This window comes from Corallococcus llansteffanensis, from assembly GCF_003612055.1.
GTDB lineage: Bacteria > Myxococcota > Myxococcia > Myxococcales > Myxococcaceae > Corallococcus > Corallococcus llansteffanensis.
Window position 1 is genome coordinate 12808 of sequence record NZ_RAWB01000026.1, and the last position, 23353, is coordinate 36160.

Genomic DNA, 23353 nt, shown 5'->3' on the forward strand with positions numbered 1-23353 from the left:
CGAGTCATGGAAGAAGCCCTCAAGCAGCTACTGACCCTCGGGCGCGGCTCCTTCGAGAAGAAGCAGTACGCCCAGGCCGAGCAGTACCTGACGAAGGTGGTCGAGCAGAATCCGACCTTCGCCGACGTCTACAACATGCTCGGCATCATCTACCACGACCAGGGCCAGTTCGCCCGGGCGCAGCGGGCCTTCGAGTCCGCGCTGCGACTCAACCCCGCGTACACGGAGGCCGCGCTCAACCTGGCGGTCATCTACAACGACATGGGGAAGTACGCGGAGGCGAAGGAGGTCTACCAGGCCGCCCTCTCCCGCCAGAAGGGCGCCCCCGGCGAGCTGGACCCGTACGTCATGAAGAAGGTGGCCAACATGTACGCCGACATCGGCGACGTGTTCGCCTCCAGCGGCGTGTGGGCCCGCGCGATTGAAGAGTACCGCCGCGCGCTCGCGCACTTCCCGGAGTTCGTGGACATCCGCCTCAAGCTGGGCAACGCGCTGAGGGATGCCGGGGACAACGTGGCCGCGCTCGCCGAGTACGAACAGGTGATCGCGCAGAATCCGTCGTACATTCCTGGACGGATCAATTACGGAATCGCACTCTATTCGGCGGGACGCCGTGACGAGGCGGTCAAGGTCTGGGAAGACGTGCTCGTGCGCAGCCCCGGCAACAAGAGCGCGCAGATGTACCTGAACCTGGTGAAAGACCCGGGGAAGGCGGAAGTGACGGGTTGAGCACCATGGCAACTTCCATCATCGAGGTCGCGGCACCGTGAGCACTCCGAGCGGTACGGCGAAGTCCTACGCCCTCAAGTTCATCTCCGGGAAGTACCAGGGCGGTGAGTTCCCGCTGAAGTCCGACAAGCAGATCGTCGTGGGACGGTCGAGCGAGTTGGACATGGTGCTCGTGGAGGACATGGTCTCGCGCAAGCACGCGAAGATCCTGTTCTCCGATGGGAAGATCACCATCGAGGACCTGGGGTCCACCAACGGCACCTTCGTCAACGGCGAGAAGGTGAAGCAGGCCCGGCTGAAGGAGGGGGACCGCATCCTCATCGGCACCTCCATCCTCAAGCTCGTGCACCAGGGCGCGGAGAGCGCCGCCGTGGACGAGAGCGTGGTCAAGCAGAAGCTGGAGGAGGCCGCCGCCGCCCAGGCCGCGCGCACCACCAAGGCCAGCTCCATGACGGGGAAGATCGAGGAAATCCCCCTCCCGGACCTGCTCCAGCTCTTCCACACGTCGAAGAAGAACGGCGTGCTCGTGGTGAACAACGCCCACGAGGGCCGCATCTACCTGCGCCAGGGCCGCGTGTACTACGCGGTCATCGACGACAACCACAACCTGGGCCCGCAGAAGAGCTTCAACCGCATCGTCACCTGGGAAGAGGGTGACTTCGAGCTGCGCGCCGCGGACAGCCAGGAGTTCATGGTGGAGCTGGACTCGTCCACCGAGGCGCTCCTAATGGACGCGCTCCGGCAGCTGGACGAGTTCAAGCGCCTGCAGCCGCAGCTGCCCCAGATGGCCACGGCGCTGCGCCTCGCGCAGCCGCTGACGGTGCCCCTCAAGGAGCTGACGCCGGAGCTCTTGGACGTGCTGCAGCTCGTGCACAACCACGGCTCGCTGGGCGGGGTGCTGGACCACTCGGACGGCGACGACGTGCTCACGGCCGAATCCGTGGTGCAGCTCATGAAGCGCGACTACGTGCGCGCGGAGTAGGGCGGGGACACGATGGCGGGCGAGAAGCCGGTGAAGGCGAAACGCCTCACCGAGATGAGCCACTGCGCGGGCTGCGCGGCGAAGCTGAAGGCGGGGGACCTGGCGCGGGTGCTGGGCGGGCTGAAGACGGCCGCGCCCCCGCAGGCCCTGGTGGGCTTCACCACCAGCGACGACGCGGCGGTGTACCAACTGGCGCCGGGGCTCGCGGTGGTGGAGACGGTGGACTTCTTCCCGCCGATTGTTGACGACCCGTTCCAGTTCGGCGCCATCGCCGCGGCCAACGCGCTGTCGGACATCTGGGCCATGGGCGCGAAGCCGCTGTTCGCGCTCAACCTCGTCTGCTTCCCGGACGAACTGCCCCTCAAGGTGCTGCAGAAGATTCTGGCGGGCGGCCAGTCCAAGGCGGACGAGGCGGGCATCCCCATCCTGGGCGGCCACAGCATCCGCGACCCGGAGCCCAAGTACGGCATGGCCGTCACCGGCGTGGTGCACCCGAAGAAGGTGTTCACCAACGCAGGGGCGAAGCCCGGGGACGTCCTCATCCTCACGAAGCCCGTGGGCACCGGCATCGCCACCACCGCCATCAAGCGGGGCCTCGCGTCGAAGTCGCTCCAGAAGCGGGTGACGGCGCAGATGGCCACGCTCAACAAGGCGGCCGGAGAGGTGTTCGCGTCGGGCGCCTTCAAGGTGCACGCGCTCACGGACGTGACGGGCTACGGCCTCCTGGGGCACCTCCTGGAGATGATGACCGGCGCGAAGACGAAGGCGCTCTTGGACCTGGAGCGCATCCCGCTCATCGCGGAGGTGCCGGCCCTGGCCGAAGGGGGCGTGGTGCCGGGCGGGACGAAGACGAACCTGGCCCATGTGAAGTCCAAGGTCCGCTTCCCGGAAGGGCTGCCGGAGCACATCCAGTGGCTGCTGGCGGATGCGCAGACCAACGGCGGCCTCCTGGCCAGCGTGCCCGCGCGCCACGCGCTCAAGGCGGTGCAGGCGCTGGAGAAGGCGGGCGTGGACGCGTCCCTCATCGGCGAGGTCCAGGCGGGCCGGCCGGGCATCGACGTGGTGGGCTGAAGGCGCCTTGCCCTCGGGCCCGGATTTCGCCTCCGGGCCGGGGCTCCGGTAGCATCCGGGGTGCGAATGTCGCCGCGCCGCTCCCCCACGCTTCTCCTCCTCGCGCTCGTGTGCCTCCTGCCGGCCCTGTCCGGGGCGGGGGAGCGCGTCGCGCGCATCGTCATCGACCCGGGGCATGGTGGGGCGAAGGAGGGCGCGAAGGGGCCCGGGGAAATCTGGGAGAAGGAGATCGCCCTCCAGATTGCCCAGCGCCTGCGCGAGAAGCTGGAGGCGGCGGGCAGCGAGGTGTTCCTCACCCGCGAGCAGGACACGCAGCTGGCGCTGGCGGAGCGGGTGGCGTTCTCCAACAGCCAGCGGCCGGACCTCTTCCTCTCCATCCACGCCAACTCCATGCCCACGAAGCGGCTGCGCGAGCGCACCGAGGGCATCGAGACGTACTTCCTGTCCGCCAACGCCTCCGGCGAGGCGGCGCGCGCGGTGGCGGACCGGGAGAACGCGGAGGCGCCCACGGCCCGCTCGGGGCGCGGCCACTCCACGCTGTCCTTCATCCTGGATGACCTGGCGCGCACGGAGGCGCACTCGGACGCGTCCCGGCTGGCCTACGCCATCCACCCGCGCCTCGTGTCCCGCAGCGGCGCGGCGGACCGGGGCGTGCAGCAAGCGCCGTTCTTCGTCCTCACGGGCGTGGAGGCGCCGGCGGTGCTGATTGAAGTGGGCTTCATCTCCCACCCCCAGGAGGGCGCCCGGCTGGGAAAGGCCGCGTACCAGGAGGCCCTGGCGCAGGCCATCTCGGAGGGCGTGCAGGCCTTCCTCCGAGAGACCCAGCGCCGGGACATGTCTCCGTCCGCGCCGGTGGCTGGATCCACCGGGCCCTGATAAAGCGCGGGGCTCACGTCCTCTCGCGTCAGGAGTTTCCCCCGTGCGTTCCTTCCAACGTGGTGCGCTGGACCTGCGGCCCGTCACCCTCACGCCCAACGTCAACCGCTACGCGGAGGGCTCCGTGCAGGTGGAGTTCGGCCACACGAAGGTGCTCGTCACCTGCTCGGTGGAGGACCGCGTCCCGCCGCACCTGATGGGCAAGGGCTCCGGCTGGGTGACGGCCGAGTACGGCATGCTCCCCCGCGCCACGCACACCCGCGGCGCGCGCGAGGCCGCCAAGGGCAAGCAGACCGGGCGCACCATGGAGATCCAGCGGCTCATCGGTCGTGCGCTCCGCGCCGCCGTGGACCTGCCGTCCCTGGGGGTCCGCACCTTCACCCTGGACTGCGACGTCATCCAGGCGGACGGCGGCACGCGCACCGCGTCCATCACCGGCGCGTACGTGGCGCTGGTGCTGGCCATGCGCTCGCTCAACAAGCCGGGGATGCTCACGAAGCTCACCCCGCTGGCCGCCGTGTCGGTGGGCGTGGTGAACGGCGAGGTGCGGGTGGACCTGGACTACGACGAGGACTCCACCGCGGACGTGGACCTGAACCTCGTGGCCACGGCCGACGGCCGCATCGTGGAGGTGCAGGGCACCGCCGAGCACAAGCTCTTCGACCGCAAGGCGATGGACGCGATGCTGGACGGAGGACTCGCCGCCATCCAGCAGCTCGCGGCCGCGCAGGCGAAGGTGCTGGGATGAAGCCCCGGCTGCTCTTCGCCACCGGCAACGCGGGCAAGCTGCGCGAGCTGCGCGTGCTCGTGGGCGACGCGGTGGAGGTCGTGTCCCTCAAGGACCTGCCCCCCGTGCCCGAGCCGGAGGAGGACGGCGACACCTTCGAGGCGAACGCGGTGAAGAAGGCCCGCGCCTACTCGGAGGCCACCGGCCTGCCCGCGCTCGCGGACGACTCCGGGCTGTGCGTGGACGCGCTCGACGGCCGGCCCGGCGTGCTCTCCGCGCGCTATGCGCCCGGGGATGACCGGGCCCGCTACGAGAAGCTGCTCGCGGAGCTGGCCGGCGTTCCGGACGCGAAGCGCGCGGCGTCCTTCCGCTGCGCCCTGGCGCTGGTGACGGGGAAGGGCGAGCCCCGGGTGGAGGTGGGCCGCTGCGAGGGCACCATCCTGCACGCCCCGAAGGGGACGAACGGCTTCGGCTACGACCCGGTGTTCCAGGTGGAGGGGGAGGGGGGCCGCTCCATGGCGGAGCTCGCGCCGGAGGAGAAGGCGCGGGTGTCGCATAGGGCCCGGGCCTTCCAGCTCATGCGGCGCCATCTGTTGGCGCTCTGACCGGGCAGACGGGCGGTCAGGAACTGCGATCTTGCGCGTCTGTCCGCGTTGGGCGAAGAATGCAGCACTTCTCGGGGCGTAGCGCAGCCTGGTAGCGCACCTGCCTTGGGCGCAGGGGGTCGGAGGTTCGAATCCTCTCGCCCCGACTTGAAGTGCCGTCGTTGCAAGCAGCAAGGGTTTCCCCGGCAGGCTCCAGTAGCTCAGCTGGATAGAGCACCGACCTTCTAAGTCGGGGGTCGCAGGTTCGAGTCCTGCCTGGGGCGCCAACCTGCTTGGAGGGTTGTTGATTTGGGCCTTGAACGGCTCCGGTTTCCACGGTAGGGAAGCCGCCGCTTTCAAGCCGTGACGTGTGGAGTGATGGCGGACATAGCTCAACTGGTTAGAGCGCCGGACTGTGACTCCGGAGGTTGCCGGTTCGATCCCGGTTGTCCGCCCTTCTTCTTCGCTTCCCGCCGCGCCTATAGCTCAACTGGATAGAGCATCGGCCTTCGAAGCCGAGGGTTGGGGGTTCAAGTCCCTCTGGGCGCACTCCCTTTCCCAGGCTCTCCAGGCTGAAAAGCGAAACGCCCGCGCCCCCCCACTTCCGGGACGCGGGCGTTCTTCATTTCAGCGAACGACGGTGGCTCAGGCCTCCGGGGTCGTCCCGGCGCCGTCCTTGCTGGAGGGCACCCGGCAGCGCAGCTCTGTCTCCGCCTCCAGCGCGGTGAGGTTCTCGCGCATCGCCTTCGCCCAGCGGGCCCGGGGCTGCTCCATTAGCTTCTCGTGCGCCAGGTCGATGGTCTCGCTCAGCTCGTCGTCGGAGAGCTCGGAGGCCGTCTTCCCCTTGTGCGGGCCGAACGCCACCACCACCGCGCTCGCCTTGGGACGCTCGGGCTTCGTCGCGGCGGGAGCCGTGGCCGTCGCCGTGACGGCCGGGGCCAGGGGCACGTCGATGGCGAGCTGCTGCGCCAGCTCCTTCGCCTCCGCCGGACGGGCTTCCGCCGGAGCAGGGGCCGGGGCCAGGGTGGGGAAGGACGCCTTCATCGGCCCGGGCTTGGAGCCCAGCACCTCGTAGGCGCCCGTCGGCGGCACGGGCTCGTCGTGGACGGCGAGGCCGGTGCCGGCGCCGTGGGCGTCGTACTCCTCGGCCGGCATCTCCTCGCGCACGTACAGGCCGCCGAAGGCTTCCGGGTAGGCCTTGCGCAGCGCCGCCACCCGGGCGCATTTCTCGATCATCGTCGTGGGAATCTTGGCCCAGAGGGGCGTCTGCTGGACGTAGCCGGCGAAGTCCAGCCACACGACGACGGGCAGCTTCCCCTCGCGCACCACCCGCGACCAGGCGCCCACGAGCGCGCCCTTGCGCTTGGCCGGGTTGAAGCGGTGCACCACCTCGCCCTTGCCCTGGTCGACGACGATCTCGTCCTCGGCGAACACGGCGCTCGCCTGGATGCCCTTGAAGTCCGGGAAGCGCTCCGCCCGGGCGAGCATGCCGGCCTCCGAGGGCTGGAACTCGTACTTCGTCACCCAGTTGGGCCGCTCGCGGTTGCCGATGTTCTGGCGGCGCGCGACGCAGAAGGCTTCCTTGAGGAGCGGGTCCAGCCCGCTGCGCTTGCACTGCTCGATGAAGAGGGCGAACTCGTCCTCGCTGATTCCCCGCGGACAGATGGTCCGCTTCACCAGGTCCACCCGCTCCCGGTTCCAGGCCGCACCCTGCTGGGACGTCGTTCCATCCGCCTTCATGTTGGCTTCCATCACTGTCATCTCCCGCATCCACTCCTCGAAAAGGACGGACGACCCTCGCCCGCCCACCTGGTTGCCCCGGGGACGCTGCACCACCTGTGAAGGGAAGTGCTCCGGCAGGCCCTGCTACAGGCCTGCAGCGCGAACCGCGGCGTGGATCAACATGCAGGTCGGGTCTGACGTTCGCATCGTCGCGTTGGCTCTGGAGCGGCCGGCCGCATGCCCGGCATCCGATCTCAACGCGGGGAATGGAAGGGGAGGTGCAAAAACGTTTTGACAGCGCGGGCGGCGACCGGTATTCACCGCCGCCACTCGACGTCGCGCAGCCAACGCGTCGAGGCCAAGCAGTCGGGAGCGTAGCTCAATTGGCAGAGCAATGGACTCTTAATCCATAGGTTGTGGGTTCGATTCCCTCCGCTCTCACTCGCAGGGCCCCTTCAGAAGCTGAAGGGGCCCTGTTTCTTTTCCGGCATCCCTCCCTCCCAAAAGAGGGTCTTGGGGACGCCGGGAAGGCCCCTGTCCCGCCCGGAGGTTTCGCGGTAGGACGGTGGACGGTCGCGCGACGCGTCGGGCGGGTGGCGAAACTGGTAGACGCGCCAGACTTAGGATCTGGTACCGCAAGGTGTGAGGGTTCGAGTCCCTCCTCGCCCATTTCGCGTTGACCCGTTCGTGCCTATCCCCTAAAGCCGCACGTCCCACTTTCCGGTTGCCGCCCCGGGACGCGAAGGCGCCCGTGGAGGCGGCGAGCGAGGCCCGCATGAAGGTCCAGGTCGAGGAGCTCTCTCCCATCGAGAAGAAGCTCTCCATCGAGGTCGACACCGCCCGCGTGGCGGAGGAGCTCAACCGCGCGTACGCCGCGCTCAGCGGTCAGGTGAAGCTGCCTGGTTTCCGCCAGGGCAAGGTTCCCCGCCGCATCCTGGAGCAGCGCTTCCGCGAGCAGGTGGAGGACGACGTCATCCAGCGCGTGGTGCAGAAGGCCTACCTGGACGCCGTGCGCGAGCACAAGGTGGAGGCCGTCGCCTCGCCCCAGGTGACCAACTCCGGCCTCAAGCCCAACGCCCCCTTCAACTTCGAGGCCCGCGTGGAGGTGAAGCCGCGCGTGGAGGCGAAGGACTACGAGGGCGTGACGCTCACGAAGATCGACACCAGCGTCACCGACGACGCGGTGAACGAGCAGATCGAGCGCATGCGCCAGTCGCAGGGTCGCATCGAGCCCGTCACCGACCGCGACACCGCGGCCTCCGGCGACCAGGTCACCATCGACTTCGAGGCGAAGGTGGAGGGCAACCCCTTCCCCGGCAGCAAGGCGGACGGCATCGGCGTGCGCGTGCAGGCGGGCGAGCTCATCGAGGGCAACATCGCCGCGCTGGAGGGCGTGAAGGTCGGTGAGTCCAAGGACATCGACTACGTCTTCCCGCAGGACTACCAGGCGGAGGAGGTGCGCGGAAAGACGGCCACCTTCCACATCACCGTCAAGGAGCTGAAGAAGGCGGTGGTGCCGGAGCTCAACGACGACTTCGCCAAGCAGACCGGCGTGGCGCAGTCCGTGGACGAGCTGCGCCAGAAGCTGCGCTCGGACCTGGAGAAGGCCAAGAAGAACCAGTCCCAGGTGGACGAGCGCGACGCGCTCATCAAGGCCCTGCTGGAGAAGAACGCGTTCGACGTGCCCCGCGCCATGGTGGAGCGCGCCATCGACTCCATGATGGAAGGCGCCTTCCGCCAGATGCAGCGCCAGGGCATCGACCCGCGCCAGCTCAACCTGGACTTCAACCGGCTGCGCGAGGAGATGCGCGAGAAGGCCGTCCTGGAGGTGAAGGGCACGCTCCTCTTCGAGGCCATTGCCCAGCAGCAGAACATCCAGGCGTCCGAAGAGGACGTGGACAAGCGCATCGAGGACCTCGCCATCGAGGCCAACCAGCCCGTCGCCCAGGTGAAGAAGTACTTCAAGGGCCCGGACGAGCGCCTGGGGTTGTCTCTGCGACTCCGCGAGGAAAAGACGATTGAATTCCTCAAGGGTCGGGCGAAGTATTCTTGAGGCTTTTTCCTTAGGTCTCCGGCGTTTTTCCTAGAGGTCCATCCGACATGCCCTTCATGCCCGTCCCCTACGTCATCGAGCAGACCCACCGGGGTGAGCGCTCGTACGACATCTACAGCCGGCTCCTGAAGGACCGCATCGTCATGCTGGGAACGGAGATCGACGACGACGTGGCCAACGCCATCGTCGCCCAGCTCCTGTTCCTGGAGTCGGAAGACCCGGACAAGGACATCAACCTCTACATCAACTCGCCGGGCGGCTCCGTCACGGCGGGCCTCGCCATCTACGACACGATGCAGTACGTCAAGGCGCCCGTCTCCACCATCTGCGTGGGACAGGCGGCCTCCATGGGCGCGGTGCTGCTCTTGGCCGGGGCGAAGGGCAAGCGCTACTCGCTGCCGTCCAGCCGCATCATGATCCACCAGCCCCTGGGCGGGGCGCGCGGGCAGGCGACGGACATCGAAATCCAGGCCCGTGAAATCCTCCGGATGAAGGCCAAGCTCAACGAGCTCATCGTCAAGCACACCGGCCAGACCATCGAGCGGGTGGAGAAGGACACGGACCGCGACTACTTCATGAGCGCCAACGAGGCGAAGGCCTACGGCATCCTCGACGCCATCCAGGACCCCCGGAAGACGGTGGGCGTGAAGGCGGAAGAGAAGAAGTAGACACTGGGGCCGGGGTGGCAGGGACTCGGTCGGCGGCCGGGGGTGCTGGGAATTCCTTCCCGCGCCTCCGGCCTTCTGCTTTCCCCCGTCACGCTCATTTTCTCCTTGTTAAGTACCCTGAAGGTGCGTGGACGCCCCGTGTGGGGGCTGACTAGATTGGGCAGGGGCAGGGACTGGATGCGAAGCGGGTTGGGGCCTTTCAGGCGCAGCGAGGGATTTCATGGCGGGTAAGAACGTGGAGAAGCGAGACAACCAGACCCTCTGCTGCTCCTTCTGCGGCAAGTCGCAGAAGGAGGTGAAGAAGCTCATCGCGGGCCCGACGGTCTACATCTGCGACGAGTGCATCGGGCTGTGCAACGACATCATCGCGGAGGAGATCGACCGCGAGGAGACGAAGGACACCAAGCTGCGCATCCCCCGGCCCTCGGAGATCAAGGCCGTGCTGGACGAGTACGTCATCGGCCAGGAGCGCGCGAAGAAGACGCTGTCGGTGGCCGTGCACAACCACTACAAGCGCATCGAGTCCAAGGTCGCGATGGACGACGTGGAACTGCAGAAGAGCAACATCCTGCTGCTCGGCCCCACCGGCTCCGGCAAGACGCTGCTCGCGCAGACGCTCGCGCGCATCCTCAACGTCCCCTTCACCATCGCGGACGCCACGTGCCTCACGGAAGCCGGCTACGTGGGCGAGGACGTGGAGAACATCATCGTCAACCTGCTCCAGGCGGCCGACCACGACATCGAGCGCGCGCAGCGGGGCATCGTCTACATCGACGAGATCGACAAGATCGCCCGCAAGTCGGAGAACCCCTCCATCACCCGCGACGTGAGCGGCGAGGGCGTGCAGCAGGCGCTCCTGAAGATCATCGAAGGCACGGTGGCCAACGTCCCCCCCAAGGGCGGACGCAAGCACCCCCAGCAGGAGTTCCTGCAGGTGGACACCACCAACATCCTCTTCATCTGCGGCGGCGCCTTTGGCGGCCTGGAGCAGGTGATTGAGCGGCGCCTGGGCGGCCGCAGCCTGGGCTTCGGCGCGGAGATCCAGTCGCGCAAGCAGCGCAACCTGAGCGAGCTGCTGCGCCAGGTGGAGCCGGAGGACCTGCTCAAGTTCGGCATGATTCCGGAGTTCATCGGCCGTCTGCCCATCATCACCGCGCTGGAGGAGCTGGACGAGGTCGCGCTGGTGAACATCCTGGGCGAGCCCAAGAACGCGCTCACCAAGCAGTACCGCAAGCTCTTCGAGCTGGACGGCGTGTCGCTGAAGTTCACCGACGGGGCCCTGAAGGCCATCGCGTCGGAGGCCATCCGCCGCAAGGCCGGCGCGCGCGGCCTGCGCTCCATCCTGGAGACGGCCATGCTGGACGTGATGTACGAGATCCCGTCCCGCAAGACGGCCCGCGAGGTGCTCATCTCCGAGGAGGTCATCCTCAAGAAGAGCGAGCCCGTGGTGCTCCACTCCCAGGACAACAAGGAGACCCCGGAGCCGAAGAAGGAATCGGCCTGAGGTCGCGCGGCCCGGAAGGGCTGCCGCAGGGACATGACGGGGCGCGTCACGGTGGGCCGCGAAGGAGCGCGCGCACCGGGACGGGCCCCGTGTCCTTTTGCGCGGGGCCAGGCGGGAGGCCGAGCCCGCACTTTTTCCGGGCCGGGGGCGGGGCCTTCTTGTATCTGCTGTGCCCCATGAGAAAGCTGCTCGTGCCCGCCCTGCTGTCGCTCGCGGCCTGCGCTTCCACGAAGGAAGCCACGCGCGAAGAGGTCCCCGCATCCGCGTCTTCGGATGCACGGCAGGCGGTGGGGGCGGGCGCACAGGCCCAGGAGGGCACCTCACGCATGGCTTACCCGGCGACCCGCGCGGACGCGGTGGTGGACACGCTGCACGGACAGCAGGTGGCGGACCCGTACCGCTGGCTGGAGGACGAGAAGTCCCCCGAAGTGCAAGCCTGGATGAAGGCCCAGGACGCGCTGGCCCGCGACGCCATCGACAAGATGCCGGGCCGGGACGCGCTGGCGAAGCGCTTCAAGGACCTGTTCTACGTGGACTCCGTCTCCGCCCCCGCGCGGCGGGGCCAGCGCTACTTCTTCATGCGCACCCACAAGGACAAGGAGAAGGCCATCGTCTACTGGCGCGACGGCGAGTCGGGCCCGGAGAAGGTGCTGTTGGATCCCAACGGCTGGAGCAAGGACGGCACCGTGTCGCTGGGCACGTGGGCGCCCTCGTGGGACGGCATGCGCGTGGCCTTCGCGCAGAAGCCCAACGCCGCGGACGAGGCCGTGCTCCACGTGATGGACGTGGCCTCCGGCGAGTGGTCCAAGGTGGACGTGATTGAGGGCGCCAAGTACGCCCAGCCGCACTGGACGCCGGACGGCAAGGGCTTCTACTACGAGTGGCTGCCCACGGACCCCTCCATCCCGGTGGACGCGCGGCCGGGCTACACCACGCTCAAGTTCCACGTGCTGGGGCAGGACCCGAAGAATGACGTCGTGGTGCACGAGCGCACCGGCGACCCGACGACGTTCCTCCAGGGCGAGCTGTCCCGGGACGGCAAGTACCTCTTCGTCTCCATCCTGCGCGGCTGGAGCGAGAACGACGTCTACTGGAAGCACCCGGGGGAAAAGGACTGGCGCCTGCTCGTGAAGGGCAAGGGGGCCAAGTACAACGTCTTCTCCTGGAAGGACCGTTTCTACGTCGTCACCGACGAGGGCGCCCCGCGCCAGCGCATCTTCGGCGTGGACCCGAAGAAGCCCGAGCGCGCGAACTGGAAGGAGCTGGTGCCGGAGGACCCGAAGGCGTCCCTGGAGGGCGTCTCGCTGGTGGGCGGCCACCTGGCGCTGGAGTACCTGAAGGACGCGACGACGGAGCTGCGGATCGCCACGCTGGAGGGCAAGCCCGTGCGCACGGTGAAGCTGCCGGGCGTGGGCGCCGCCTCCAACCTGGCGGGCCTGGAGGACCAGGACGACGCCTACTTCGCCTTCAGCTCCTTCACCACGCCCCGGCAGGTGTACCGGACGTCGGTGGCGAGCGGGAAGGTGGACCTGTGGGCGAAGGTGGAGGTGCCCATGGACCCGGACGCGTACGCGGTGGAGCAGGTCTTCTACCCGTCGAAGGACGGCACCCGGGTGCCCATGTTCCTCGTCTACAAGAAGGGGCTCAAGAAGGACGGGACGGCGCCCACGCTCCTGTACGGGTACGGCGGCTTCTTCGTCAGCATGCAGCCCTCCTTCCGCGCGAGCATCCTGCCGTGGCTGGACGCGGGCGGCATCTACGCGGTGGCCAACCTGCGCGGCGGCGGCGAGTACGGCACCGCGTGGCATGACGCGGGCAAGGGCGCGAACAAGCAGAACGTGTTCGACGACTTCGCCGCGGCGGCCGAGTTCCTTTCGAAGGAGAAGTACACGCAGCCGAAGAAGCTGGCCATCCACGGCGGCAGCAATGGCGGCCTGCTGGTGGGCGCGGCGATGACGCAGCGGCCGGAGCTGTTCGGCGCGGTGGTGTGCGGGGTGCCGCTCCTGGACATGGTGCGCTACCACCTGTTCGGCAGCGGCCGGACGTGGGTGCCGGAGTACGGGTCCGCGGAGGACGCGGCGCAGTTCAAGACGCTGTACGCCTACTCGCCCTACCACCATGTGCGCCAGGACGTGACGTACCCGGCGCTCCTGATGATGGCGTCGGACCACGACGACCGCGTGGACCCCATGCACGCGCGCAAGTTCGTGGCCGCGGTGCAGAACGCGAAGGGCAATCAGGCAGCCACGTTGCTACGGATTGAGGCGAACGCGGGCCACGGAGGGGCGGACCAGGTGGCGAAGGCCATCGAGTCCAGCGCGGACATGTACGCCTTTCTCTTCCAGGTCCTGGGCGCAGCCCGCCCGGAGGGCGGGGTGGCGGCCGAGGGCCGCTGAAACCCCGGGAGGACACTCTCCAACCTCGGGGTGTTCCCTTGATGGCAGGGCCCAGACCCCCAATCTTGTGACGGGAACGGGGGCTGTGACCGGCGTGTTATAGAGCGGTGTTTCACCCTGCATGCGTGCTCGGCATGTGGGCAACTCTTGAAGGGCCTGCCCGGCTGGCAGGCCAGCGGGTGGCGGATACATGTTCTTCGGACGTGACGACAAGAAGGAAGCCCAGAAGCGGGGACTCACCATCCCGCTCTTGCCCCTTCGGGACATCATCGTGTTCCCGCACATGGTGGTGCCGCTGTTCGTCGGACGTGAGAAGTCGATCGCGGCCCTGAAGGACGCGATGGCCCACAAGGGGCCGGATGACAAGGCCGTCATCCTGCTGGCCGCCCAGAAGAAGGCGAAGACCAACGACCCCTCGCCGGACGACATCTTCCACTTCGGCACCATCGGTCACCTCATCCAGCTCTTGCCGCTCCCCGACGGGACGATGAAGGTCCTGGTGGAGGGCGTGCGCCGGGCCAAGGTGAAGAAGTTCCACCCGAACGACGCCTTCTTCATGGTGGAGGTGGACGAGGTCGAGGAGTCGCTCGAGAAGAGCGTGGAGCTGGAGGCGCTGGTGCGCTCCGTCCACTCCGTCTTCGAAGCGTTCGTGAAGCTCAACAAGCGCATCCCGCCCGAGATGCTGATGCAGGTCGCCAGCATCGACGACCCGGCGCGCCTGGCGGACACCATCGTCGCGCACCTGTCGCTGAAGCTGAACGACAAGCAGGCGCTGCTGGAGACGGAGTCCCCGGCCAAGCGGCTGGAGAAGCTCTACGAGCTCATGCAGGGCGAGATCGAGATCCTCCAGGTGGAGAAGAAGATCCGCACGCGCGTCAAGAAGCAGATGGAGAAGACCCAGAAGGAGTACTACCTGAATGAGCAGATGCAGGCCATTCAGAAGGAGCTGGGTGAGCGCGACGAGTTCAAGAACGAGATCCAGGAGATTGAAGAGAAGCTGAAGAACAAGCGGATGAGCAAGGAGGCCACGCTCAAGGTCAAGAAGGAGCTGAAGAAGCTCCGGATGATGAGCCCGATGAGCGCCGAGGCCACGGTCGTCCGCAACTACATCGACTGGATCATCAGCCTGCCCTGGTACGACGAGACCCAGGACCGGCTGGACGTCACCGAAGCGGAGCGGGTGCTCAACGAGGATCACTACGGCTTGAAGAAGCCGAAGGAGCGCATCCTCGAGTACCTCGCCGTGCAGCAGCTGGTGAAGAAGCTGAAGGGCCCCGTGCTGTGCTTCGTGGGTCCTCCGGGCGTGGGCAAGACGTCGCTGGCGCGCAGCATCGCGCGGGCCACGGGCCGCAAGTTCGTGCGCCTGTCCCTGGGCGGCGTGCGGGACGAGGCGGAGATCCGCGGCCACCGCCGCACGTACATCGGCGCGATGCCGGGCAAGCTCATCCAGTCCCTGAAGAAGGCGGGCAGCAACAACCCCGTGTTCCTCCTGGACGAGATCGACAAGATGTCCACGGACTTCCGTGGCGACCCGAGCGCGGCGCTGCTGGAGGTGCTGGACCCGGAGCAGAACCACAACTTCAACGACCACTACCTGGACCTCGACTACGACCTGTCCAAGGTGATGTTCATCTGCACCGCGAACACGATGCACAACATCCCCGGTCCGCTGCAGGACCGCATGGAGGTGATTCGCATCGCGGGGTACACCGAGCCGGAGAAGCTCTCCATCGCGCGGCGCTACCTCATCCCGAAGGAGCAGGAGGCCAACGGGCTCGCGGACCTGAAGATCGACATCAGCAACGACGCGCTGAAGACCATCGTGCACCGGTACACGCGCGAGTCGGGCGTGCGTTCGCTCGAGCGTGAGATTGGTGGCGTGTTCCGCAAGATTGCCCGCGACGTGCTGAAGAACGGCAAGCGCGACCTCATCGAGGTGGACCGCAAGCAGGCGATGAAGTTCCTGGGCACGCCCCGCTTCCGCTACGGCGTGGCGGAGCGCGAGGACCAGGTGGGCATCGTCACGGGCCTCGCCTGGACGGAGCTGGGCGGTGAGATCCTCACCACCGAAGCCACGTCCATGCCGGGCAAGGGCAAGCTCATCATCACGGGCAAGCTGGGCGAGGTGATGCAGGAGTCGGCGCAGGCGGCCATGTCCTACGTGCGCAGCCGCGCGGAGCGCTTCGGCATCGACCGCAAGGTGTTCGAGAACTTCGACATCCACGTCCACCTGCCGGAGGGCGCCATCCCCAAGGACGGTCCGTCCGCGGGCGTCACCATGGCCACCGCCCTGGTGAGCGCGCTCACCCGCGTCCCGGTCCGCCGCGACGTGGCGATGACGGGTGAAATCACCCTGCGTGGCCGCGTGCTGCCCATCGGTGGCCTCAAGGAGAAGACGCTGGCGGCGCACCGCGCGGGCATCAAGACGGTCCTCATCCCGAAGGCGAACAAGAAGGACCTGAAGGACATCCCGCTGAAGATCCGCAAGCAGCTGCGCATCGTCCCGGTGGAGTTCGTGGACGACGTGCTGCGCGAGGCGCTGCTCCTGGAGAAGCCGGAGGAATTCGGCCGCAAGGGAGCGGGAGACAACCTGAAGGGCGGCCTGACCGTGACGGCCGAGCCCTCCACGACCATCGCGCCGGCCTGAAGCCGGGGCTGAACCCGGGCTGGAGCGGCCCAGGGCGGTGGTGACGAAGCCAGGATGCCGGCCGACCCTCCCGTCGGCGGCCTCCTGGCTTCTCTTTTTCCGGGCGGGTCGGGGTACAACGCGGGCGGTGGCTCCTCGCGCTCGAATCGGTTGGTACTCCTTGGTGCTGGTGGTGGCCGCGGCCTGCGGGCCGTGCGGCTTCCAGCCCGAGCCGGGCGTGAAGGTGGTGGTGCCGGCGATGCCCACCACGCTCGACTGGAGCCACTCGGATCCGACGAGCTGGGTGAACTTCCCGGTGATGCTCGCCACGCAGAAGGGGCTCACCTCGCTGGGGCCGGACCACGCGGTGCGGCCGGGGCTGGCGGAGCGGTGGGAGCGCGAGTCCGACGCCGCGGGCCACGACGTCTACACCTTCCACCTGCGCCCGGACGTGAACTGGTCCGACGGCTCCCCCGTCACCGCGCGCGACTTCGTCTTCGGCTGGCACCGGGCGCTCCGGGGCCGCGAGCGCGGGGAGATGGCGGACCTGGAGGGCGCGGAGGAGGTGCTCGCGCTCCAGGAGCGGGGGGCCCCGGCGGCGGAGGTCCAGGCGGCGCTCGCCCGCGTGGGCGTGGAGGCCCTGGATGCGCGAACGCTGCGCGTGACGCTGGACCGGCCCCGGAGCTACTTCCTGGCGCGGCTCGCGAACGTGTACCCGTTCTTCCCCGCGCCGTCGGCGGACCTGGAGGGCCAGTCCGACGAGGCCGTGCGCGACTACTTCGACCGGCCCCGCGACGGCCGCCCGCTGGCGATCGGGCCCTACCGCGTCGAACGCTGGGACCGCGCCGGGGAGCGCGTGCGCCTGGTCTACAACCCGCGCACCGCGTTCCCTCCGCCGCTGGGGCCCGGGGAGACGCCGGCGCCGGTGTTGACGCTGATGAAGTCGGAAATAGGCCCGGCGCTGTACGAGCGGGGACGCGTGGACTTCGTCTTCGTGGACAGCGCGGCGGCGCTGCGGGGGATGCGGGCCGCGGACCTGAAGCGTGAGCCCCTCCTGTCCACGTACTTCCTCGCCTTCAATACCGAGCGCCCGCCGTTGGACCGGCCCGAGGTGCGCCGCGCCCTGGCCCGGGCGCTGGACCGGGACGCGCTGCTCGCGGGCCTGCTGCCGGCCGCGCGCACGACGAACGTGCTCCTGCCGCCGGAGCTGCCGGCCGCGGCCACGCCCGAGCAGGCCGCGCGCCTGCCGCGCTACGAGCCGGAGCGGGCGAAGGCGGAGCTTCAGGGCGTGAAGGGCCTGGACCGGCCGCTGCGGCTGGTGGTGAAGGCGGGGGACTCGTTCGTACCGGAGGAGGCGCTGGCGGAGCGCATCGCGACGCAGCTGGCCCGGGTGGGCGTGCAGGTGGTGGTGGACTCGCGCTCGGACTTCTCCGCGGAGGTGGCCCGGCGGACGCCGCAGGGGCCCCGCGCGTATGACCTGCAGCTGCGCCGGCTGGGCGCGGACTACGCGCACCCGAACACGTTCTTCACGCTCTTCGAAAAGCAAGGCAACCACCAGACGGGCTGGGAGACGCAAGGCGGAGGCGAGCCGATGCAGCGCTTCGAGCAGCTGCTGGAGGCGGCGGACGGCGAGGCGGATGCGGGACATGCGCGCGAGCTGTACGCGCGCGCCCAGGAGGTGCTCGTGGGCGAGCAGGCCGTCATCGTGCCGCTGTACCACCCGGACCGGTACTTCCGGGTGCGGGCGCGGCTGCACGGCCTGGACGTGGATCCGTTCAACTTCCTCGCGCTGCGCGCATTGCGGCTGGGCCCGGCTGAAGCGCCCGCTGCCCCCGCGGAAGGGCAGGGGCCCTAGCACATGCGCCTCATCGCGACGCGTCTCGTGCGGCAGCTCGTCCTCGTGCCGGTGGTGGCGGTGGCCTCGTACTTCCTCATGGCCGCGCTGCCGCTCACCACGGAGAGCGACACCAAGCGGCAGGTGTCCCCGGAGCTGGCCGCGTCGTACCAGCGCGACCTGGGCATCGGGGAGCCGCTGGGCTTCCTGCGGCCCTGGCAGAAGCTCTTCGCCGGAGAGCGGCTGGGCACCAGCGCGCAGGGCATCACCGGCGACGAGCTCCTGCAGAAGCTCTCCGGCAGCGTGGGCGTGGGGCTCGTCGCGCTGCCGCTCGCGCTCGCGTGGGCGCTGGGCTTCGCGCTCCTGCGCACGCGCTGGCGCCGTGGACGGTGGGCGGTGCTGGGGGACGCGCTTCCGGCCGTCGCCTTCGGGACGCCCGTGTTCATCCCCGCGCTGCTGCTCGCCCCTTCCGTGGTGGAGCGGGGCCACCTCTTGCCGGAGCTGTGCGCGGCGGTCGTCATCTCCATCTGGCCCGGGACCTTCCTGGGCACGCTCGTGGGCGACGCGCTGGAGACGGAGCTGTCGCGCGACTACGTGCGCACCGCGCTCAGCAAGGGGTTGGATCCGGGCACCGTGCTGCGCCGCCACGTGCTCCCCAACGTGTGGCCGGCGCTCCTGGACGCGGTGACGCCCGTGGCCACCGCGCTGCTCGCGGGCTCGTTCGCCGCGGAGCGCGTCTTCGGCCTGCCGTACTTCGGTCAGCTCTACGTGCTCGCCGTGCTCAACAAACAGGTGGCCGTCGTCGTCGTGTCCACCACCACCTTCGCCACCGTGCTCGTCGTCGTGAGCCTCACGGTGGAAGTGTTGCGCGTGCTCGTGGATCCACGCGCCCGGGAGGTCCGCGCATGAGCCGTGTTCCCTTGCGTGCCTGGGTGGGTCTGGGGCTCCTCGTGGGGCTGGGGGCCCTGAGCCTCGTGGCGGGCCGCCTGTTCCCCGAAGTGCTCGCCCAGACGTGCCCCCTGGGCATGGACCTGAACCGACCCGACCGCAGTGTGTGCGAGCTGGCCTTCGGTGGCCTGTGGGTGTCCCTGGCCGTGGGGCTGGCGGCGGGCGCCATCTCCACCGTGCTGGGGCTCGCCGTCGCGGCGCTCGCGCGGCTGTCCGGTGGGGCCACCGAACAGGTGGTGCTGCGCGCGGTGGACGCGGTGTTCGCGCTGCCGGACGTGCTCGTGGTGATGGTGCTCCAGCTCGCGGGCCAGTCCCTGACGGACGCGGGCCTGGGCGGGGGCCTGGGGCCCTTCGGGCTGATGGTGACGTCGCTCGCGCTGGTGGGCTGGGCGGGCCCCGCGCGCATGTTCCGGGACCGCCTGGCCACCCTGGAGGGCCAGGAGTACGTGGCCGCCGCGCGCGCCCTGGGCGGCGGGGGCGTGCACGTGCTGCGGGTGCACCTGTGGCCCATGCTCCGGCCGTTCGTGCTGGCCGTGTTCCTGAGCCGCCTGCCCAACGCCATCCTCACCGAGTCCACGGTGAGCTTCTTCGGCATCGCTCGCATGGAGCCCATGTCCCTGGGGCGCTACCTGGGGACGTCCTACGCGGCGCTCATCTACGAGGGGGGCGGGCGGGTGGTGATTCCCGCCTGGAGCCTGCTCGTCCTGCTCGTGCTTGGCGCCTCGCTTGCCGCCCAGGCACTGGGAGGAGGCTTGCGTCGGCAAGTGTGAGGAATGGAGCACATTGGCGCAAAGGTTCCCTTCCAACGGAAACCCTTTGCCCTCTGGTGAACACCATGTCCCTCCCCACGGAAGAAGTCTCCCTCACCCCCGCCCGTGAAGAGCTGTCGCGTGACGACGGCCTGCGCAAGGAAGCCGTGCGCGGCGCGGTGCTCGTGGTGGAAGACGATGCCGCCCACCGGGAGCTGCTGGTGGAGATGGTGAGCCAGTGGGGCTACGACGCGATGCCGGTGGGCAGCGCCGAGGAGGCCGAGTTCGCGGTGCGCAACAAGCGCATGGACGCGGCCATCGTGGACGTGTTCCTGCCCGGCCGCAGCGGCACCACGCTCATGTCCAAGCTGCGCGAGCGCTTCCCGCAGGCGGTCCTCATCGGCGTGAGCGCGATGAGCGACGCGGCCACCGCGCGCAAGTGCAAGGGCCTGGGGGCGGACCTCTTCATCGGCAAGCCGCTGGATCCGGAGAAGCTGGCCACGGCCCTGAAGTCCAAGCACCACAGCTGGCACTGAGAAGGCGAGGGAGCGGGTTCCGGTTGCACGCCCCCGCCGGACGGTCGATGCTCCCTGTGTGAAGAACCTCGCTTCTGGCTTCCTGCTGGCCATGCCCCAGCTTGGAGACCCGAACTTCTACCGGTCGGTCATCTTGATGATCGAACACGGGGAGACGGGCTCCATGGGGCTCGTCGTGAACCGGGGAGCGCCCCTGACGCTGGGTGAGCTGGCGCGCGGTCAGTCGATGGAGATTTCCACCGACCGCGTGTCGCAACCCGTGTACGTGGGCGGCCCGGTGGAGCCCCAGCGGGGCTTCGTCCTGCACGACGACGACTCGGTGTCGGAGAAGCACGCCGTGCTTCCCGGCCTGTACCTGAGCGTCACCCTGGACGCGTTGGGCCCCCTTCTTCAGCGAAACAGTCCGCGCGTGCGCTTCTGCCTGGGGTATGCGGGCTGGGGTCCGCGGCAGCTGGAGAGTGAAATCGCCGCGGGCTCGTGGCTCTACGCCGACGCGACCGCGGAAGCGGTGCTGGGGCAGGAGCCGTCGAAGCTGTGGGATGCCACCCTGCGCGGCCTGGGCGTGGACCCGGCCATGCTGGTGATGGGAAAGGGAATGAACTGATGCTCGACGCCGAGACGCTTCGCCGTTACCTCCTGGAGGCCCTGCCGGGTTCCGAGGTGGAGTTGAACGACACGACCGGGACGGGGGACCACTTCGAAGCGCGCGTGGTCAGCCCCGCGTTCGTGGGCAAGACGATGGTGGAGCAGCACCAACTCGTCTACGCGCCGCTGCAGGCGTGGTTGAAGTCCGGCGAGCTGCATGCGCTCGCGCTCAAGACCTATTCGCCCGAGCAGTGGAAGAAGCTCGGGCCTCGCTAAGAAGGAACCCGTATCCATGAACGAGACTCTCAAGGCCCAGTTCGATGACGTGGTGAAGTCGCACCCCATCGTCCTCTTCATGAAGGGCAATGCCCTGTTCCCCCAGTGCGGCTTCTCCGCGCGGGCGCTGCAGATCCTCCAGCCCCTGGGGCCGGTGCACACGGTGGATGTGCTGGCGGACCCTGACGTGCGCCAGGGCATCAAGGACTACTCCAACTGGCCCACGATTCCGCAGGTGTACATCCACGGGAAGTTCGTGGGCGGCTCCGACATCCTGATGGAGCTGGCGGAGCGCGGCGAGCTGCAGGACCTGGTCGCCGCCGGTAGCAAGTAGGCTTCCGAGCGGGGGGCTGGGAGGCCCGGGGGAGACCCGGGCCTCGTCCCCTGCGTAGAATGGCGGCGGTCGCCAGAGGGGTTCCGCCGCCTTGCTCACCGTCACACCGCCTGAAGCCAAGCCGCAGGACGAGTCCACCGAAGTGCCCGGGGTTCCGGTCGCCGGGGGGCCGCTCCCGCACGGGACGAACGTCGCCGTCGCCACGCCGGGTGTCGGGGCCGGGGTCGCGGACCCGGATGACCTCGTCAGCACGGAGAAGACGCCCACGCTGGTGGACCGCGTGCAGGCGTTCCGCGCGAAGTACGAGCGGCAGGAGATGGCCCTCTTCTTCTTCGCGGGCTTCCTCTACGACGTGCTCACGCTGAGCCCCGTGGACGACACGCTGACGGAGGTGCAGAACTTCGTCTACCTGGCGTTCCTCGCGGGCTTGCTGATGCTGGAGCAGCGCTACCCGGAAGGGGTGGAGCCGCCGAAGCTCTTGCAGAAGGTGTGGCGCTTCCGCGAGGACGGCGTGCACTTCTTCCTGGGCAGCCTGCTGAGCGCCTTCACGCTGTTCCTCTTCAAGAGCTCGTCGGGCTTCACGCCCTTCGTGTTCCTGGCGTTCATGTTCTCGCTGCTGGTGGCCAACGAGCTGCCGCGCTTCCGGCAGTTGGGGCCCGTCATCCGCATCGGGCTCTTCAGCCTCTGCGTGACGCTCTACTTCGCGTCGCTGCTGCCCGTGCTGCTGGGGCGCGTGGGGTGGTGGGTCTTCACGCTCGCTGTCGCGCTGGGCTGCGGGAGCATCTACGGGCTGCTGCGCGTGCTCAAGCGCTGGCGTCCGGAAGACGCGGCCCAGTTGCTGCGCACGGTGGCGGTGCCGGGCTTCGGCGCGCAGGCAATGCTGCTCGGATGCTACCTGGTGGGCGTGATTCCGCCGGTGCCGCTGGCGGTGCAGTACAGCGGCATCTACCACGAGGTGAAGCGCGTCTCGCCGGGCGTGTACCACCTGACGTCGGAGGAGCGGCCGTGGTGGAAGGTCTGGACGCTGTGGCACCACGGCGACCAGGAGTTCTCCCTGCGGCCCGGGGAGCAGCCTGTCTACTTCTTCCGCATCTTCGCGCCCAAGGGCTTCGCGCCCTACCACGTGCGCGTGCGCTGGTATCACGACCACCCGGAGAAGGGCTGGACGTCGCTGGGCAAGGGCTACCTCGCCACGGTGAGCAGCAACGGCACCGAGGGTGGCTACCGCTTCTACGCGCGGCCCGGTACCCCTCCCAAGCCGGGCGACTGGCGCGTGGTGCTGGAGACGGAGGAGGGGCATGAGATCAACCGCCTGGGCTTCACCGTCACGCCCGATACGCGCACGGAGCCGCGCCCCGTCACGGTGGATGTGTCCACGCTGAAGATCGTCAAGCCGGTGCCCCTGGAGGAGTGGCTGAAGACGCAGCCTCCCGCAGCGGCGGTGCCTGCGGTGACGGTGCCGGCGGCGGCGAAGGCGCCCTCCGCGGTACCGGGTGCGAAGGCGCCCGTGGCGCCCGTGGCGCCCGTGCCTTCCGAAGCGCCGAGCGCGGTGGAGCCCGAGGCGGTGGAGCCGAGCGCGGTGGAGCCGAGCGCTGGGGAGCCAGAGGCTGTGGAGCCGGGACCGGAGGCTACGGAGCCGGCGCCTTGAGCAGCATCACCTGACCCAGCAGCACGGGAACCGCCGTCTCCACGCGCAGGATGCGGGGGCCCAGGGAGAAGGGCTGGAATCCGTGGGCCTCCAGCAGCTCCGCCTCGAAGGGCACCCAGCCTCCGTCCGGACCGATGGCGAGCACCACGCGCCGCGCTTCGGCGACCCCCGCCGCCTGGAGGGGCTGCCGTGCCGGCGGGTGGGGGAGCAGGCGCAGGGCGTCGGTGCCGAAGACCGCGTCCAGCTCGTCCTCGACGAAGGGGCGGAAGCGCTCGCGCACCAGGACTTCGGGTGGACGCGTGTCGCGGGCCTGCTCCAGGCCCTGGAGGAGCAGCTCGCGCACGAAGTCGCCCTCCAGGACCTTGGAGTCGAAGTAGCTCTTCTCCACGCGGGCCGCGTTCACGAGCACCACCCGGTCCACCCCCAGCGAGGCAACTGCCGGCAGCACCTTCTTGAGCGCCTTGGGGCGGGGGAGGCGAGGAGCAGGTCCACGCCCGCGCGGGGT

Annotated in this window: 21 protein-coding genes and 6 tRNA genes; 25 read left to right on the top strand and 2 right to left on the bottom strand. The window is 68.9% G+C overall.

Annotation, left to right across the window (positions count from 1 at the left end; genetic code table 11):
• Nucleotides 1-6: 6 nt before the first annotated feature.
• The 10 genes from D7V93_RS04195 to D7V93_RS04240 all read left to right on the top strand — a co-directional run bounded on the left by D7V93_RS04195 (nucleotide 7) and on the right by D7V93_RS04240 (nucleotide 5518).
• On the top strand, nucleotides 7-729 hold the full coding sequence (locus tag D7V93_RS04195; RefSeq protein WP_120611707.1) for a tetratricopeptide repeat protein: 723 nt from the start codon (nucleotides 7-9) through the stop codon (nucleotides 727-729).
• 37 nt (nucleotides 730-766) lie between these two features.
• Nucleotides 767-1711, top strand: coding sequence for an FHA domain-containing protein (locus D7V93_RS04200; protein WP_120642126.1), 945 nt, complete (start codon nucleotides 767-769; stop codon nucleotides 1709-1711).
• A 12-nt stretch (nucleotides 1712-1723) separates the two neighbouring features.
• Nucleotides 1724-2782: a selenide, water dikinase SelD gene (gene selD, locus D7V93_RS04205; protein WP_120642127.1), complete on the top strand. Its 1059-nt coding sequence runs from the start codon at nucleotides 1724-1726 to the stop codon at nucleotides 2780-2782.
• A gap of 66 nt (nucleotides 2783-2848) precedes the next feature.
• Nucleotides 2849-3658 (top strand): N-acetylmuramoyl-L-alanine amidase family protein, encoded by an 810-nt coding sequence (locus D7V93_RS04210; RefSeq protein WP_120642128.1) that lies wholly within the window; start codon nucleotides 2849-2851, stop codon nucleotides 3656-3658.
• A 43-nt stretch (nucleotides 3659-3701) separates the two neighbouring features.
• Complete coding sequence (rph, locus tag D7V93_RS04215; protein ID WP_120611711.1) at nucleotides 3702-4406, top strand: ribonuclease PH; 705 nt, start codon at nucleotides 3702-3704, stop codon at nucleotides 4404-4406.
• Nucleotides 4403-4990, top strand: coding sequence for an RdgB/HAM1 family non-canonical purine NTP pyrophosphatase (gene rdgB, locus D7V93_RS04220; protein ID WP_120642129.1), 588 nt, complete (start codon nucleotides 4403-4405; stop codon nucleotides 4988-4990). The genes rph and rdgB overlap by 4 nt, the downstream gene beginning before the upstream one ends.
• Nucleotides 4991-5062: 72 nt before the next feature.
• Nucleotides 5063-5136 (top strand) — tRNA-Pro (locus D7V93_RS04225).
• Between the two features lie 43 nt (nucleotides 5137-5179).
• A tRNA-Arg gene (locus D7V93_RS04230) sits at nucleotides 5180-5256 on the top strand.
• A 94-nt stretch (nucleotides 5257-5350) separates the two neighbouring features.
• Nucleotides 5351-5424: transfer RNA gene (locus D7V93_RS04235), tRNA-His, on the top strand.
• A gap of 20 nt (nucleotides 5425-5444) precedes the next feature.
• Nucleotides 5445-5518, top strand: a tRNA-Arg gene (locus D7V93_RS04240).
• A gap of 96 nt (nucleotides 5519-5614) precedes the next feature.
• Here D7V93_RS04240 and bet read toward each other — a convergent pair.
• Nucleotides 5615-6721 carry a phage recombination protein Bet gene (bet, locus tag D7V93_RS04245; protein WP_120642130.1) on the bottom strand — a complete coding sequence of 369 codons (1107 nt, stop codon included), beginning with the start codon at nucleotides 6719-6721 and terminating at the stop codon, nucleotides 5615-5617.
• Between the two features lie 338 nt (nucleotides 6722-7059).
• On the opposite strand from bet, the gene D7V93_RS04250 reads away from it, so the two are divergent.
• The 15 genes from D7V93_RS04250 to D7V93_RS04320 all read left to right on the top strand — a co-directional run bounded on the left by D7V93_RS04250 (nucleotide 7060) and on the right by D7V93_RS04320 (nucleotide 22848).
• A tRNA-Lys gene (locus D7V93_RS04250) sits at nucleotides 7060-7132 on the top strand.
• Nucleotides 7133-7278: 146 nt separating this feature from the next.
• Nucleotides 7279-7360 (top strand) — tRNA-Leu (locus D7V93_RS04255).
• A 106-nt stretch (nucleotides 7361-7466) separates the two neighbouring features.
• Nucleotides 7467-8744, top strand: coding sequence for a trigger factor (tig, locus tag D7V93_RS04260; RefSeq protein ID WP_120642138.1), 1278 nt, complete (start codon nucleotides 7467-7469; stop codon nucleotides 8742-8744).
• A 47-nt stretch (nucleotides 8745-8791) separates the two neighbouring features.
• Entirely contained in the window at nucleotides 8792-9412 is a 621-nt protein-coding gene (clpP, locus tag D7V93_RS04265; RefSeq protein ID WP_120613033.1) for an ATP-dependent Clp endopeptidase proteolytic subunit ClpP, read from the top strand.
• 220 nt (nucleotides 9413-9632) lie between these two features.
• Nucleotides 9633-10916 (top strand): ATP-dependent Clp protease ATP-binding subunit ClpX, encoded by a 1284-nt coding sequence (gene clpX / locus D7V93_RS04270; protein WP_120613034.1) that lies wholly within the window; start codon nucleotides 9633-9635, stop codon nucleotides 10914-10916.
• Nucleotides 10917-11092: 176 nt separating this feature from the next.
• Nucleotides 11093-13312 carry a prolyl oligopeptidase family serine peptidase gene (locus tag D7V93_RS04275; RefSeq protein WP_208722914.1) on the top strand — a complete coding sequence of 740 codons (2220 nt, stop codon included), beginning with the start codon at nucleotides 11093-11095 and terminating at the stop codon, nucleotides 13310-13312.
• A gap of 190 nt (nucleotides 13313-13502) precedes the next feature.
• Nucleotides 13503-15959 carry an endopeptidase La gene (lon, locus tag D7V93_RS04280; protein ID WP_120642131.1) on the top strand — a complete coding sequence of 819 codons (2457 nt, stop codon included), beginning with the start codon at nucleotides 13503-13505 and terminating at the stop codon, nucleotides 15957-15959.
• Between the two features lie 238 nt (nucleotides 15960-16197).
• Nucleotides 16198-17793: a peptide ABC transporter substrate-binding protein gene (locus D7V93_RS04285; protein ID WP_244237101.1), complete on the top strand. Its 1596-nt coding sequence runs from the start codon at nucleotides 16198-16200 to the stop codon at nucleotides 17791-17793.
• Nucleotides 17794-17796: 3 nt separating this feature from the next.
• Complete coding sequence (locus D7V93_RS04290; protein ID WP_120642133.1) at nucleotides 17797-18681, top strand: ABC transporter permease subunit; 885 nt, start codon at nucleotides 17797-17799, stop codon at nucleotides 18679-18681.
• Nucleotides 18678-19490 carry an ABC transporter permease subunit gene (locus D7V93_RS04295; protein WP_120642134.1) on the top strand — a complete coding sequence of 271 codons (813 nt, stop codon included), beginning with the start codon at nucleotides 18678-18680 and terminating at the stop codon, nucleotides 19488-19490. Before D7V93_RS04290 ends, D7V93_RS04295 begins: the two co-directional genes overlap by 4 nt.
• A 65-nt stretch (nucleotides 19491-19555) precedes the next feature.
• Nucleotides 19556-20005 (top strand): response regulator, encoded by a 450-nt coding sequence (locus D7V93_RS04300; protein WP_120613044.1) that lies wholly within the window; start codon nucleotides 19556-19558, stop codon nucleotides 20003-20005.
• Between the two features lie 58 nt (nucleotides 20006-20063).
• On the top strand, nucleotides 20064-20609 hold the full coding sequence (locus tag D7V93_RS04305; protein WP_120642135.1) for a YqgE/AlgH family protein: 546 nt from the start codon (nucleotides 20064-20066) through the stop codon (nucleotides 20607-20609).
• Nucleotides 20609-20866 (top strand): BolA family protein, encoded by a 258-nt coding sequence (locus D7V93_RS04310; protein ID WP_120613039.1) that lies wholly within the window; start codon nucleotides 20609-20611, stop codon nucleotides 20864-20866. Before D7V93_RS04305 ends, D7V93_RS04310 begins: the two co-directional genes overlap by 1 nt.
• A gap of 16 nt (nucleotides 20867-20882) precedes the next feature.
• Nucleotides 20883-21200 carry a Grx4 family monothiol glutaredoxin gene (gene grxD / locus D7V93_RS04315; RefSeq protein WP_120642136.1) on the top strand — a complete coding sequence of 106 codons (318 nt, stop codon included), beginning with the start codon at nucleotides 20883-20885 and terminating at the stop codon, nucleotides 21198-21200.
• Between the two features lie 91 nt (nucleotides 21201-21291).
• Nucleotides 21292-22848 carry a DUF2914 domain-containing protein gene (locus D7V93_RS04320; protein WP_120642137.1) on the top strand — a complete coding sequence of 519 codons (1557 nt, stop codon included), beginning with the start codon at nucleotides 21292-21294 and terminating at the stop codon, nucleotides 22846-22848.
• On the opposite strand, the gene D7V93_RS04325 is transcribed toward D7V93_RS04320, so the two are convergent.
• Nucleotides 22829-23353 (bottom strand): RsmE family RNA methyltransferase (locus tag D7V93_RS04325; RefSeq protein ID WP_244237100.1); only part of this gene is annotated, 525 nt, incomplete at its 5' end. The genes D7V93_RS04320 and D7V93_RS04325 overlap by 20 nt on opposite strands.